This is a genomic window from Stenotrophomonas nematodicola (assembly GCF_009467805.1).
Classification (GTDB): domain Bacteria; phylum Pseudomonadota; class Gammaproteobacteria; order Xanthomonadales; family Xanthomonadaceae; genus Stenotrophomonas; species Stenotrophomonas nematodicola.
Genome location: NZ_WIAY01000005.1, coordinates 60341 through 73767 on the forward strand (window position 1 = coordinate 60341; position 13427 = coordinate 73767).

Annotated in this window: 15 protein-coding genes and 2 tRNA genes; 9 read left to right on the top strand and 8 right to left on the bottom strand. The window is 67.8% G+C overall.

Translation table 11 applies throughout. The features are described 5' to 3' along the window. The first annotated feature begins 105 nt into the window (after positions 1-105). Positions 106-181: transfer RNA gene (locus GDJ08_RS14760), tRNA-Ala, on the top strand. A gap of 72 nt (positions 182-253) precedes the next feature. On the opposite strand, the gene GDJ08_RS20045 is transcribed toward GDJ08_RS14760, so the two are convergent. Then, complete coding sequence (locus GDJ08_RS20045) at positions 254-421, bottom strand: hypothetical protein (RefSeq protein WP_017355238.1); 168 nt, start codon at positions 419-421, stop codon at positions 254-256. Between the two features lie 121 nt (positions 422-542). Continuing rightward, the gene (locus GDJ08_RS14765) at positions 543-1349 is read right to left on the bottom strand and encodes a hypothetical protein (RefSeq protein WP_153165169.1); all 807 of its coding nucleotides are present in this window, start codon (positions 1347-1349) and stop codon (positions 543-545) included. A 228-nt stretch (positions 1350-1577) separates the two neighbouring features. Here GDJ08_RS14765 and GDJ08_RS14770 point away from each other — a divergent pair, with 228 nt between their 5' ends. After that, on the top strand, positions 1578-1979 hold the full coding sequence (locus GDJ08_RS14770) for a hypothetical protein (protein WP_136003236.1): 402 nt from the start codon (positions 1578-1580) through the stop codon (positions 1977-1979). A gap of 13 nt (positions 1980-1992) precedes the next feature. Here GDJ08_RS14770 and GDJ08_RS14775 read toward each other — a convergent pair whose 3' ends face one another. Continuing rightward, positions 1993-2817: an AraC family transcriptional regulator gene (locus GDJ08_RS14775; protein WP_229296530.1), complete on the bottom strand. Its 825-nt coding sequence runs from the start codon at positions 2815-2817 to the stop codon at positions 1993-1995. Between the two features lie 84 nt (positions 2818-2901). Here GDJ08_RS14775 and GDJ08_RS14780 point away from each other — a divergent pair, with 84 nt between their 5' ends. Next, positions 2902-4098, top strand: coding sequence for a YbfB/YjiJ family MFS transporter (locus GDJ08_RS14780; RefSeq protein ID WP_017355243.1), 1197 nt, complete (start codon positions 2902-2904; stop codon positions 4096-4098). Between the two features lie 83 nt (positions 4099-4181). Continuing rightward, positions 4182-4257, top strand: a tRNA-Phe gene (locus GDJ08_RS14785). Positions 4258-4331: 74 nt separating this feature from the next. Here GDJ08_RS14785 and GDJ08_RS14790 read toward each other — a convergent pair. Then, positions 4332-4505 (bottom strand): DUF1328 family protein, encoded by a 174-nt coding sequence (locus tag GDJ08_RS14790; protein WP_017355244.1) that lies wholly within the window; start codon positions 4503-4505, stop codon positions 4332-4334. A gap of 216 nt (positions 4506-4721) precedes the next feature. On the opposite strand from GDJ08_RS14790, the gene GDJ08_RS14795 reads away from it, so the two are divergent. From GDJ08_RS14795 to dxs, 5 genes are all read left to right on the top strand, one after another. Then, positions 4722-5261, top strand: a complete 540-nt coding sequence (locus GDJ08_RS14795) for a lipocalin family protein (RefSeq protein WP_017355245.1) — start codon at positions 4722-4724, stop codon at positions 5259-5261. Positions 5262-5397: 136 nt separating this feature from the next. Continuing rightward, positions 5398-5886 (top strand): LEA/WHy family protein, encoded by a 489-nt coding sequence (locus GDJ08_RS14800; protein WP_017355246.1) that lies wholly within the window; start codon positions 5398-5400, stop codon positions 5884-5886. A 45-nt stretch (positions 5887-5931) separates the two neighbouring features. Further along, entirely contained in the window at positions 5932-7722 is a 1791-nt protein-coding gene (locus GDJ08_RS14805; RefSeq protein WP_136003234.1) for an acyl-CoA dehydrogenase C-terminal domain-containing protein, read from the top strand. A 104-nt stretch (positions 7723-7826) separates the two neighbouring features. Continuing rightward, positions 7827-8486, top strand: a complete 660-nt coding sequence (locus GDJ08_RS14810; RefSeq protein WP_136003233.1) for an HNH endonuclease — start codon at positions 7827-7829, stop codon at positions 8484-8486. A 113-nt stretch (positions 8487-8599) separates the two neighbouring features. Next, positions 8600-10510, top strand: a complete 1911-nt coding sequence (gene dxs / locus GDJ08_RS14815) for a 1-deoxy-D-xylulose-5-phosphate synthase (RefSeq protein WP_153165170.1) — start codon at positions 8600-8602, stop codon at positions 10508-10510. Positions 10511-10550: 40 nt separating this feature from the next. Here dxs and GDJ08_RS14820 read toward each other — a convergent pair whose 3' ends face one another. The 4 genes from GDJ08_RS14820 to GDJ08_RS14835 all read right to left on the bottom strand — a co-directional run bounded on the left by GDJ08_RS14820 (position 10551) and on the right by GDJ08_RS14835 (position 13292). Further along, positions 10551-10754: a hypothetical protein gene (locus tag GDJ08_RS14820; RefSeq protein WP_017355250.1), complete on the bottom strand. Its 204-nt coding sequence runs from the start codon at positions 10752-10754 to the stop codon at positions 10551-10553. A gap of 174 nt (positions 10755-10928) precedes the next feature. Further along, the gene (locus tag GDJ08_RS14825; RefSeq protein WP_229296531.1) at positions 10929-11468 is read right to left on the bottom strand and encodes a DUF3011 domain-containing protein; all 540 of its coding nucleotides are present in this window, start codon (positions 11466-11468) and stop codon (positions 10929-10931) included. A gap of 369 nt (positions 11469-11837) precedes the next feature. After that, a complete protein-coding gene (locus GDJ08_RS14830; RefSeq protein ID WP_017355252.1) occupies positions 11838-12041 on the bottom strand; it encodes a hypothetical protein in 204 nt (67 codons plus the stop codon). A gap of 192 nt (positions 12042-12233) precedes the next feature. Continuing rightward, positions 12234-13292 (bottom strand): linear amide C-N hydrolase, encoded by a 1059-nt coding sequence (locus tag GDJ08_RS14835; RefSeq protein WP_153165233.1) that lies wholly within the window; start codon positions 13290-13292, stop codon positions 12234-12236. Positions 13293-13427: the final 135 nt, after the last annotated feature.

The following is a 13427-nucleotide window of genomic DNA, read 5'->3' on the forward strand; positions in this document are numbered from 1 at the left end:
CCGCCCAGGACCGGCCCCCTTTGCAGCCCTGACGTGGCAGCGCTACACTAGGCCTGTCGCGTGGTTCACCGGCTCGGCCAGTACCATGCGGTTCGCACCATCCGTGGGGCCATAGCTCAGCTGGGAGAGCGCGTCGTTCGCAATGACGAGGTCGGGAGTTCGATCCTCCCTGGCTCCACCACTATTCAACAGAAAACCCCGGGAACATGGTTCCCGGGGTTTTTTTTGCGTCCTGCGCAATGCCGCCGGCGGATTACTCCGGCGCCTGGTCCTGCCGCGTCGGGCGCCGTGTGTTGGCGTCGTGCACCTGTTGATCGTGCTGGCCCGGCCGCTGCTTGGCGGTTTCGTCCTGCTTGCGATCCTGCTGGCTTTCCTGGATGCCCTGCTGGTCATCCTTTCGCGGTTGCTGCGTGCTGCTCATGGTCGATGCTCACGGTGGCAGGCCCGGCAGGGCCCGATGGCACCAGCGTGGCGGTTCGGCCGTGACGCGCATGTCACCGCAGGCGCGGCAACCGGATCGACGCCGGTTGCCGCACGCCGGCTTACTGCGCGTGAAGCACGTCCAGCACGTCGCCGGTGGCAGGATCGACCTTGAGTCGCACCTGGTTGGTCACCACGCCGCCGAAGGCATTGGTACCGCGGAAGGTGGTGTCCACCAGCACGAAGGTCTCGGTGGGATCGACCCTGACGCGATGACGCGTGCTCACGTGCTTGTAGGAATCCGGATTCTCCATCGTGGATTTGATGAACGCATCCACCTTGTAGCTGGACCCGTCCCACGCGCTGAACTGGCTGCGCACCTTGAAGTAATCGTAGCGTGACTTGTCGGCCACGAACCTGGCGGGGTCGTGCTTGAAATCGTTCAGGCACCAGCCCAGCACATCGCCTGCCTTGAGCTGGCCATCCTTGCTGCCGATGTAGTCGCCCAGGCACAGGTAGAACGCCTCGCGCGACGCCTCGTCCACGCCATTCATGGCCGCATAGCTTTCGGCGAAGGTGCGCGCCTTGGCAGGACCGGTCTCGGCGATCTCCTTCAACGTCTTGTCCTTGGAGGCCTCGAACGCGCGGCCGGCCTTGCGTGCGTCACGCTCGGCATCCTGCTGCGCCCGTTCGGCCTGGCGCTCCTTGACCTGCTCGGCCTGGGCCGGGGTCAGCTCGACAGGTTCCATTGGTTTGATCAGGCCAGCGATCGCCATCACGATCAACGCGGCCATGAACGCCGCCAGCGCCGCGACCAGGCCCGCGCCGTGGCGGACCGGTACGGACTTGCCTGCCAGCACTTTCCCGGCGATCAGGTACCACGCCGTTGCGCCCAGGCCCAGCGCCACGATGAACATCACAAATCCCATGCTTTCCCCCCGCTCCTTGAGTAATTCGCGGGATTTTCGCATGGTCAGCGCGCGCGGCATAGCAATGCGAGCACCCCAACACCCGACCGCCGGCGCTGCCGCCCCGCGCGGGGATGCGGCGGACCAGCATTCCGTCGATGCCATGCTGGCCACCCGCCGCGCGTCTTGCGCGACGGACATCGACACATCCGGCAACACCACAGCATTGCAGTGGCGCATCATGGCGCCATGACCCCCGTCACCCCCCATCTCCACCGCCACCTGCGCCGCTACCTGCTGCTCGCGCTGATGTCGGCCACCACCGTGTTCGGACTGGCATGCTGGGCCGTGCTGACCACCGAGCCGGGCTGTCTGCTGGCGCAGGGCCACTGGTCTTCCGGTGCGCGGCAGTGCTACACCCGCCTGTGCCTGCTGCAGGGCGATTGCGGCCAGATGGCATCGCCGATCACGCACTGCGGACGCGTGCAACCCGGCGACAGCCGCCGGCACGTGTACTTCGAACTGGGCAACCCGTTGCGGGACGCCGGCACCACCGCCTGGTGGACAGCCGACAAAGTCGGCGGCGGCGAGATCCGCGCGCGCTTTGAGAACGACCGGCTGGTCAACCTGGCCTGTCCGGTGCAGCCCTGAGCGACGCGCGTCGCTAGCCCGGCGCATCCGTGCCCTGCCGCGCCCGGCGCCATTGCAGCGGGGTCATGCCGGTTTCGATCCGGAACATGTAATTGAACGCCGATGCCGACGCGTAGCCGAGTTCATGCGCGATGGTGGTCGGCGAGCGCCCCTGCACCAGCCCCTCCATCGCGCGCAGCAGGCGCAGGCGCGCCCGCCATGCACGCACGTTCATGCCGGTCTCTCGTTGGAAGTGACGCGCAAGCGTGCGCGCGGAGATCCCCATCCGCAGCGCCCAGGTCGGCAGGTCGCGCGTATCACCGGGATGGTCGTACAACCGCTGGCACCACCGTTGCAGGCGCGCGTCCTGCGGCCAGGGCAGGTGCCGCACGTGGCGCGTCTGGCGTGGGAGCTGCGTGCAGATCACCGCGCACAGTGCGCTGTAGCAGGCCGCGTCTTGCGCGGGGTCGGTGCGGCCAAGTTCGACGATCAATTCGCGCAGCAGCGGTGACGCATCCACTACCACACAGTGATCGGGCATGCCCGGGGCCGCGTCATCGGCAACATACAGGTTGCGGAACGCGGCGGTACTCAAGGCACCGGTGTGATGCACCGTCGAGGTGGGTACCCACAGCGCCTGCTGCGGTGAGATCACGTAACGCGCATGCGCGGCGGTGACCTGCAGCACGCCTTCGGTCGCGAACACGAGCTGGTTCCAGCCGTGCGCATGCGGGGGGAAGCGCTCCCCGGCGGCCAGCTGCTGGCTGCGTGCCACCACCGGCCAGGCCAGCCGACGCAGCGGCGGCACCGCCACGTCGCGCCACGGCGCCGACCGGGCGGGCAGTGAGAGTCGTTTCATCGACATAATGCGTCATTCTATCGAAAGACAGCCGGCGCGATGTCGCCGAGGATGGGGCTGCCGCCGCCCGCCCCCTCAACCACCATGACCCTGCCCTCCCCGCCGTCCCCGTCGTCGCTGCACCCCTGGCAGGTGATCGGCGCCGGCATCTGCGCCCTGGTACTCACCGTGGGTCTGGCCCGCTTCGCCTACACGCCGCTGTTGCCGCTGATGCGCGCCGATGCCGGGCTGAGCGCCGCGCAGGGCGGCTGGCTGGCAACGTTCAACTACCTGGGCTACCTGCTCGGCACCCTGCTGGTGGCGCGCGTCGGCGACCCGCAGCGCCGGTTCCGCTTCTACCGGGCCGGCCTGCTGCTCGCGGTGGCCGCCACGGCGCTCATGGGCTGCACCACCCGGCCGTGGCTCTGGAGCGTGCTGCGCTTCATCGCCGGCATGTCCAGTACCGCCGGCCTGCTGCTGGCCTCCGGGCTGGTGTTGAACTGGCTGCTGGCGCAGCGCCGACGACCGCGGCTTGGCCTGCATTTCGCCGGGCTCGGACTGGGTATCGCGGTGTCCGGCCTGGCGACCGCGCTCCTGGCCGGGCACGCCGGTTCGAGCGGACAATGGGTCTGGCTGGGGCTGCTCGGCGTGGTCTTCCTGGTGCCGGCGTGGCGCTGGATGCCGGCACCCGCCGCGCCGTCGGCGGCACACCTGGCCAGCGCGCCGCCACCGCCATCACGGCGCTGGCGCGTGCTCCTGGTCGCTGCCTACTTCTGCGCCGGCTTCGGCTTCGCCATTGGCGCGACCTTCATCGTCGCCATACTCGAACAGACCGCCGTCTTCAGCGGGCATGGCAGTGCGGTATGGGTGCTGGTCGGTCTGGCGGCGGTGCCGTCGACGTTCCTGTGGGATCGGCTGGCTGCGCGCGTGGGCATGATCCGTGCGCTGTGGGTCGCCTTCGCGCTGCAGGCCCTGTCGTTCGTGCTGCCGCTGCTCGACGACGGCCTCGCTGCGGGCGTCGGCAGCGCGTTGCTGTTTGGGATCACCTTCGCCGGCATCGTCAGCCTCACGCTTACCGTGGTGGGCCGCCACTATCCGCAGAACCCTGCTGCGGCGATGGCCACGCTCACGCTGAGCTACGGCGTGGCGCAGATCATCGCGCCGGCGGTGGCCGGCATGCTCGCCCGCGACAGCGGTTCCTACCGCGCGTCGCTGCTGCTGGCGACGATCCTCATGGCAATCGGCATCGTGCTGCTGGCCGGCATGCGCGAGGCCGCGCGGCACCCTCAGCAGCAAATGTGAAATTTTTTTGATGAAAGGCTTGCCGAACCTCTCAGACCTCCGTATTATTCGCGTCCTCGCCAGCGGCAACGCAGCGATGAAGTGGCCGAGTAGCTCAGTTGGTAGAGCAGGGGATTGAAAATCCCCGTGTCGGCGGTTCGATTCCGTCCTCGGCCACCACTATTTGAAAAGACCTGCAGAAATGCAGGTCTTTTTTTTTGCCTCATGCCGTTCGCGGCATCCGCTGGCGGGCGCTAACTCACCTTCTTGGCAACAGTCATGCCGAGCAGGAACAGCACGACGGCGATGATGATGCCGGCCCAGAACAGGAACTTGGCGATGCCGATGGCTGCCCCGCCGATGCCGGCGAAACCGAGGGCACCGGCGATGAGGCCGATGACCAGAAAAATGATGGCCCACTTGATCATGCTGTTTTCCCCTGTCGGGATACCGTTGGAGCATTCAAGCTAGTCATCGCGCCGTCCCGTCGTCGTGAACACATCGCAGCGCATGCGTGAAAACACGGCGCCTTCCGTGCGTCCGCCTGTCGCCGATGCCCCGGCACGCCACACCGCGATGACGAAACTTTTACACCGGCGCGGCCGCCGCCTCCTAAGCTCGAGCGTCCACCGAGGAGTCCTCCCATGCGTCTGCGTCCTGCCCTGCTTGCCCTCGGCATGCTTCTGTCGGCCACCGTCGCCAGCGCCGCCGCGCCGGTGCGTTCGGTCCCTGCCCTGGACATGGGACGCTATGCCGGCCAGTGGCACGAGATCGCCCATCTGCCGGTGTCGTTCCAGAAGAAGTGCGTGGGCGACATCACCGCCACCTATGCGCTGCGCGCAGACGGTCGCATCAGCGTGCACAACGCGTGCCGCACCGGGGACGGCGGACATATCGCGGCCGAGGGCGTGGCGCGTCCGGTGCCGGATGAGCCTGGCCAGCTGCAGGTGCGCTTCGTACCGGACTGGCTGGCCTGGGTGCCGCTGGTGTGGGCCGACTACTGGGTGATCGCGCTGGACCCGGACTACCAGTGGGCGGTCGTGGGCGATCCGGACCGGAAGTACCTGTGGATCCTGTCGCGCTCGCCGAGCATGGACAAGGCGCAGTTCGCCGACCTCAAGGCCCGGGCCGAGGCGATGGGTTACGACCTGGGCCCATTGCGGGTCATGGCGCCGCTGGACTGAGCGGCGCGACGCGTCCCCCTACCTGAACGACACCGTCTCCGCCTACCCTTGCGGGGAGGCCGCCGCGCGGCCGCACAACCACCATACGCCGTAGTATGCTTTCACCCACGCAGCACCCTGCACGAGGATTGCGCCCATGTTCCACCGCTTCCGTACCGCCGCGATGATCGCCCTGGTGGCCGGCACCACCCTGGCCCTGGCCGCCTGCAACACCGGCGTGGTCAAACGCGTCTCGCCGCCGGCAGCGAGCCTGCAGCAGTTGACCGTGCGCGCCGACGGGGGCTGGGATGTCGCCCTGCGGCTGCAGAATTTCAGCTCGATGCCCATGACCTTCGATGCCGTCGCGCTGTCCCTGAAGGTGGACGACGAAGACGCGGGCACCCTGCAGACCACGCCTGCACTGTCGATCGGCGGCGAGTCCGCCGACGTCGTCACCCTGCGCCTGCAACCTTCCTCCGGCGCCCGCCTGGTAGTGGCCGACGCCCTGGCGGGCAACCGCACCCTGGCTTACAGGCTCACGGGCACCGTCAGTGCCACGCCGCAGGAAAAGAAGCAGCGCAGTTTCGAGATCGACCAACGCAGCACGCTCAACCAGGCCCCCGGCCTGCCCGGCGTGCTGCGCTGACCGGCGGCGTGTCCGCCTTCCCTTGCACCTGATCGAGACCTACCGATGAGCAGCTACACCGCCCCGCTTTCCGATATCCGTTTCGCCCTGCACGATGTCCTCAAGGTGGAATCGCTGTTTGCCCGCCTGGGCTTTGCCGATGCCACCACCGACGTGGTCGATGCCGTGTTGGAAGAAGCCGGCCGTTTCAGCACCACCGTGCTGGCACCGTTGAACAGCGTGGGCGATGAAATCGGCTGCGTGCTCGACCAGGCCACCGGCGAGGTCACCACCCCGCCCGGCTTCAAGCAGGCCTATGCGCAGTTCGTGGAGGGCGGCTGGACCGGCCTTACCGCCGCGCCCGAGCTGGGCGGCCAGGGCCTGCCGCACACGCTGGGCGTGCCGCTCAACGAAATGATCAATGCCGCCAACCTGGCGTGGGGCAACTTCCCGCTGCTCTCGCATGGCGCCATCGAAGCGCTCAAGCAGCACGGTGAAGCCTGGCAGCAGGAGGCCTTCCTGAAGCCGCTGATCGAAGGCCGCTGGACGGGCACCATGTGCCTGACCGAACCGCACTGCGGCACCGATCTGGGCCTGCTCAAGACCAAGGCCGAGCCGAACGCCGATGGCAGCTACGCGATCACCGGCACCAAAATCTTCATCACCGCCGGCGAGCACGACCTCACCGACAACATCGTGCACCTGGTGCTGGCCAAGCTCCCCGACGCCCCGGCCGGCGCCAAGGGCATCTCGCTGTTCGTCACCCCCAAGTTCAAGGTCGACCGCGACGGCAACGTGGGCGAACGCAATGCGCTGCGCTGCGGCTCGATCGAACACAAGATGGGCATCAAGGGCTCGGTCACCTGCGTCATGAACTTCGATGGCGCCCAGGGCTACCTGGTCGGCCAGCCGCACAAGGGCCTGCAGGCGATGTTCACCATGATGAACACCGCGCGCCTCGGTGTCGGCCTGCAGGGCATCGGCCTGTCCGAGCGCGCCTACCAGAACGCCCTGGCGTACGCGCGTGACCGTCTGCAGTCGCGCGCACTGAGCGGTGCCAAGTTCCCCGACAAGCCGGCCGATCCGATCCTGGTACATCCGGACGTCCGACGCATGCTGCTGACGGTCAAGTCCCTGGTCGAGGGCAGCCGCCTGCTCGCGCTGCACGCGGCCACGCTGGTCGATGTTGCCCACCACGCCGACGATGCCGCCGAGCGGGAACGCGCCGATACGCTGGTGAGCTTCCTGACCCCGATCTCCAAGGCCTGCCAGACCGAATGGGGGATCGAGAACACCTACAACGCCCTGCAGTGCTTCGGCGGCCACGGCTACATCCGCGAGCACGGCATGGAGCAGCTTGCCCGCGATGCGCGCATCACCACCCTGTACGAAGGCACCACCGGCATCCAGGCGCTGGACCTGATCGGGCGCAAGACCGCGTCCAGCCAGGGCGCGGGCCTGAAGCTGATGCTGGCCGAGATCGAGGCGTTCGCCAAGGCCAATGAGGGCGACGCGGCGCTGGCCGAGTTCATCACCCCGCTCCGCGCCAAGGCCGACGAGTGGGGCTCGCTGACCCTGGCCACCCTGCAGCGCGCGGCCGGCAACCCCGACGAGCTGGGCGCGGCCAGCTTCGACTACCTGTTCTACTCGGGCTACGTGGTGCTGGCCTACTGGTGGGCGCGCAGCGTCGCCGCCGCCGACGCCTCCGCCCAGAGCGAGGCGTTCAAGCAGGCCAAGCGCGAGACCGCGCGTTTCTACTTCGCCCGTGTGCTGCCGCGCACGCTCAGCCACGCGGCGGCCATCCAGGCCGGGGCGGAATCGCTGATGGCGATGGACGACGCGCGGTTCGGGGCCTGACTGTGCAGGGCCGGTGCCGACCGACCGTCGGCCCGGCCCGGCGCGCACCTCCGTTGCGCGCCTATACACAATTCGTAATGATTCGGGTATAAGCTGTTTTCCCGATGGAGACAGACACTACACGCTTGGGTCTGATCGATACCGGAGCCTCGTCCGCCCCGGTCGCCGAAGCATCGCCCATCGCCACGCTGCACCGGCCCGGCTCGGTCCGCCTGTTGTCGCTGGATGCCCACGGGCGGGTGCTGGACTGGATCACCTGGCAGGATGCGGCCTGCCTTTACGCCCGTGATGCCGTCGCCTGGACCCTCGGCGACCCCTGCGTGCACATCCACGGTGGCATCAGCCGCGATACCGGCCTGCGCAGCGGCATGGACCTGCACCCGATCATCGCCGCGCGCGGCCATGCGCGCTCGCGCGCGCTGGACCCCACCCCGAACCTGTCCAACCCGGCGCTGTTCGCGCGCGATTCGCACCTGTGCCTGTACTGCGGGCAGCAGTTCAATCGCCCGCAATTGACCCGCGACCACGTCATGCCGATTTCCAAGGGCGGCCTGGACGTCTGGGAGAACGTGGTCAGCGCCTGCTTCCACTGCAATTCGCGCAAGAGCAACCGGACCCCGCAGCAGGCCGGCATGCCCCTGCTGGCGGTGCCGTACCGGCCGAGCTGGATCGAGCACATGATCCTCTCCAACCGCAATATTCTGGCCGACCAGATGGCCTTCCTGCGCGCACAGCTGCCCAAGCGCTCCAAACTGGCGGCCTGAACCGCGGCAGACTGACGCAGGCACCCTCACCATTTGGTCACCGACGTGGCGGTTTGCTTGCCCCACCCCGGTTTGGGGGCGAAAATAGGCGCTTGAGAAGAAGCGCGATAAAAATGATCGATTCCGCACGCTATCCCCGCCTCGCGCGCATCCAGTCACCGGATGATCTGCGCAGGTTCGAAGAATCCGAACTGCCCGCCATTGCCGACGAGTTGCGCGCGTACCTGATCGAATCGGTCGGCAAGAGCGGCGGCCACTTCGGCGCAGGCCTGGGCGTGATCGAACTGACTGTCGCGCTTCACTATCTGTACCAGACGCCGGTCGACCAGCTGGTGTGGGACGTGGGGCACCAGACCTACCCGCACAAGATCCTGACCGGCCGCCGCGACCAGATCCACAGCGTCAAGCAGAAGGACGGCGTGGCGCCGTTCCCCAAGCGCGAAGAAAGCGAATTCGACACCTTCGGCGTCGGTCATTCCTCGACCTCGATCTCGGCCGCGCTCGGCATGGCCATCGCCCGCCAGCGCGAAGGCGACGACCGCAAGGTAGTGGCGGTGATCGGCGACGGCGCGATGACCGCCGGCATGGCCTATGAGGCGCTGAACCACGCCGGCGGCATGGAGACCGAGCCGAACCTGCTGGTGATCCTCAACGACAACAACATGTCGATCTCCGAGGCCGTCGGCGGACTGACCAAGATGCTCGGCCGCGCCACCGGCAGCCGCACGCTCAATGCGCTGCGCGAGGGTGGCAAGAAGATTCTCGGCGACAAGAAGAACAACCCCACCGCGCGCTTCGTCAAGCGCTGGGAAGAGCACTGGAAAGGCATGTTCGTGCCGTCCACGTTCTTCGAGGAAATGGGCTTCCACTACACCGGGCCGATCGACGGCCACGACATTCCGGCGCTGGTGGCCACGCTGAAGACGCTCCGGAGCCTCAAGGGTCTGAAGCTGCTGCACGTGATGACCACCAAGGGCAAGGGCTACGAACGCGCCGAAGGCGACCAGATCGGCTACCACGCCGTGGGTCCGTTCGATCCGGACAAGGGCCTGATCGCCAAGGGCGGCGCCAAGAAGCCGACCTATACCGACGTCTTCAGCGACTGGCTGTGCGATGCCGCCGCCGCCGAACCGCGCCTGCTCGGCATCACCCCGGCGATGCGCGAAGGGTCCGGCCTGGTGCGTTTCAGCAAGGAGTACCCGGAGCGCTACTTCGACGTGGCCATCGCCGAGCAGCATGCCGTCACCCTCGCCGCCGGCATGGCCACCCAGGGCGCCAAACCCGTCGTGGCGATCTACTCCACGTTCCTGCAGCGCGCGTACGACCAGCTGGTCCATGACGTGGCCGTCCAGCAGCTGGACGTGCTGTTCGCGATCGACCGCGCCGGCGTGGTCGGCCCGGATGGCGCCACGCACGCCGGCAACCTGGACCTGAGCTTCCTGCGCTGCGTGCCCCACATGGTGGTGATGGCGCCGTCGGACGAAGCCGAATGCCGCCAGATGCTGACCACCGGCCTGCGCTACCCCGGCCCGGCCGCTGTGCGCTACCCGCGCGGCAGCGGCACCGGCGTGGCGGCCGGGACCGACCTGTCCACACTGGAGATCGGCAAGGCCGAGGTACGCGTGCCCGGCAGTCGTGTTGCCCTGCTCGCATTCGGCAGCACCCTGCCGGCGGCCGAGGAAGTGGGCCGCGAACTCGGCCTGACGGTCGTCAACATGCGCTTCATCAAGCCGCTCGACCGCGACCTGCTGCTGGAGCTGGCGCAGCGCCATGACGGCTTTGTGACCCTCGAGGACAACGTCGTGGCCGGCGGCGCCGGCTCCGGCGTGGCCGAACTGCTCAATGCCGAGGACGTGCTGCGGCCGTTCCTGCACCTGGGCCTGCCCGACAGCTTCCAGCACCACGCCAGCCGCGAGGATCTGCTGGCCGAAGCCGGTATCGATGCCGCCGGCATCCGTGCCGCCGTGCTCAAGCGCTGGCCGACCCTGGCCACCCTCGGCCAGCCGCTCAGCGCGGCAGGCTGAGTCCCGCCGCGCGTGCCGGGCGTTGCCCGGTACCGCGCGCTCAGCCGTAGCTCACAGCTTCCACGCAGGCACCGCTGGCTTCCACACGCACCGCGCTGCGCTGGCCGGTATCGGCGTGGTGGAGGCGCGCCAACGCGTCGGCGAAATCAAAGGCGATGGCACTGTTGCGGAAACGCAGCCCGTCGGGCTTGTCCGGGTGGACCACGCGCCACAGGCGCTCGTCCAGTTGCAGGCGGATCAACATGCGTTGCTCTCTCCTTGAGGCGGCATATCGGGCCAGAGCGTGACCGCCGCCAGCGTGGCGCGGTCACTCTGGCGCGTCGGGGCCGCATTCGGCCCACGACGCGCACAGTAATCCATCGAAACTGTGATCTGTATCAGATTTTTCTGACGCCCGAGGCACGGGGCCCGGGTGGAATCAGTTGACCAGGAACTGGCCGCGGCAACCGCCGGTCACCCACACGCCATTGCGGTCCCAACCCCACGTCTGCCCCTCGATGCACGCCGTGCCCGAGGTCTGGCGTACCAGCCGCACATCGCGGCGGATAGTGACGTTGCAGCGGCGATCGCGACGGTCCTTGGAGTCGCAGCTGATGATCTCGCCACGGCCGCCGCCGTTGTTCCAGCCGCCGCCGCCATTCCAGTGGCCACCGCCATGCGAGGGACGCCCACGCTCGGCGATGAACTCCGCACGGCAGCCCCGGGTCACCCACACGCCATTGCGTGCCTGGCCCCAGGTCTCGCCTTCGATGCACGGCGAGCCGGAAATCTGCCGCACCAGCCGCGCGCGGCCGTCCAGCGGACACTGCTGGGTGCGGTTCTTGTTCGACTCGCAGCGCACCGGGCCACTGTTGTAGCCGTCGTCATAGCGTTCGTACTGCTGCGCGTGCGCGGTGGCGCCCAGCACCAGCATCGAAGGCAGCAACGCCCACAGCCATCGCTGCTTTCCCTGCCTCATCCCATTGCTCCTCATGCCTGCCTCGAAACCGTGTGTGGTGGTGGCGAACAGGATGTGGCAAAGCGGCCGTAGGCGACATAGGCCGGAAGTCGTCGATTTCATGCCCTATTTAGGTAACCGACGCCTGCCTGACTGACGCACGTGAGGTGCTGTCACGTCTGCCACTGCAGACCATCACCTCCAGCATGCGCTGCGGCGGCGGCGTGTGGAACAGCCGTCGATGGCGCAGACCCGGCGCGGCTGCAGCGCGATCAGCGGATCCGACGCTTCCCGGACCCGCATCGGCCACGTCCCCAGCGTATCCAGCGGACGCCGCGGGCACTGCGGCGGCTGGCGCTGGCACGGGGAACCCTCCGCCCGCGGGCGCGGTTACCCGTAACGCACCGCTTCCACTGCCGCGTCCTGCACTTCCACGCGCACGGCGCTGGCGCCGCCGGTACTGGCGTGATGCTCGCGCGCCATCGCATCGGCGAAATCAAACGCCACTGCACCATTCGGGAAATCGATGGCGTCCGGGCGCGACGGATGAACCACGCGCCATTGGCGCTCCTGGCATTGCACGGTGATCAACATGATGGGCATTCCTATCGTTTCCGTGGCGGGGGCACGCGGCGACCCTCCAGTTCCCTGGAACCGGTGGCACACGCGGGGGCATCGGGAGAGCGTCCAGCTCTCGGGAACCACGATAGATCGCCCCTTCCGTTTGGAACATCGGAATAGTCTGAATTTTCGACTCCGACCGGCCGGCGTGATCCGGCCAGCCGCTCAGTCCGGCGTGCCCAGGAACGCGAACGGTGCCGACGGCCGGAACTGCGGCAGCGCGTCGCCGGCGAACACATTGCGCTGGTCCGGTCCAAGGTCCAGCGTGAGAACCCTGCCGGTCGCCCGCGAGAAGTCGATCCTGTTGAGGTCCACCCAGAAGGTGTTCGGCGTCAGCGCGGATTCGAAGAAGTACAGCCGGCGCTTGTGGTCGGCCACGGTACGCCAGCGCGTGGATGAAATGTTCGGTTCGCCCGGCGTGGCGATGCCGTAGGGCACCGAGACGTTGCGGATCACGCTGAACACGCTGGCCAGCGCGACCACCGGGTCCTCGCTTTTGGGAATGGCGTTGACGTAGAACGACGCGCGCGCGAACCGGTCGGCCGATCGGTTCGTTCCCGGCAGCATCACCGTGCCACCGATCTGCTGCCAGTAGCTGTTGAGCGCCAGCTGCTGTTCGAACACCGGCGAGTTGGTCATCACCTGGTAGGCCCGGTCATGGTGGATGACCTGGCGGCCGCCGATGTACTCGACGATGGCACTGTCGCCGGTGGCATCGGACATGGACAGGTGCAGCGTGGCCAGCCGTGCTTCGCCGGGCACCGCATCGGTGACGATCGAGAACGGCTCGCGCTCCAGCGCGGCGACCGCCTCGGCCACGGTAGCGAAATTGTCGAGTACATACTGCGCCCACAGCGAGATCGCCAGGCCCGGCTTGCCGCTGCGCTGCTGCGGATACTCCGATTCGACCAGCCACAGCAGGTTCGCCGACAGGCCGGCCTCGTTGAGGCCGTCGGTGGTGGAGATGTCATAGCCGCTGGCAATCACGCTGCCGTAGCGCGAGGTCCAGCGGATCGAATTGCGCCCGGCCTGTCCCTCGCGTGCGATACCCTGCGGAAACACCCACAGGTTGGTGGCGACGTCGGTCTTCCAGTCCATCGAGCGGGCGGTGATCACGTCCTGGTTGTCGCCCAGATACACCAGGCGGGTGCAGGCCTGCGCCGGTGGCGGCACGCACGCGGCGGCAAGCGCAATCAGGGCCCAACGCACGGCGGAAACAGGCATCATGCGGATTCTCCCGGGGCAACGCGCGGGGCTGTGCGGATGCCAGCCTCCCTGCCGTGCCCGGGCCATCACACCCAAGCGGTGGTGATGGACAGGTGAACCCCAGGCGCATCGGCGCCAGGTGAGGACGCCGTC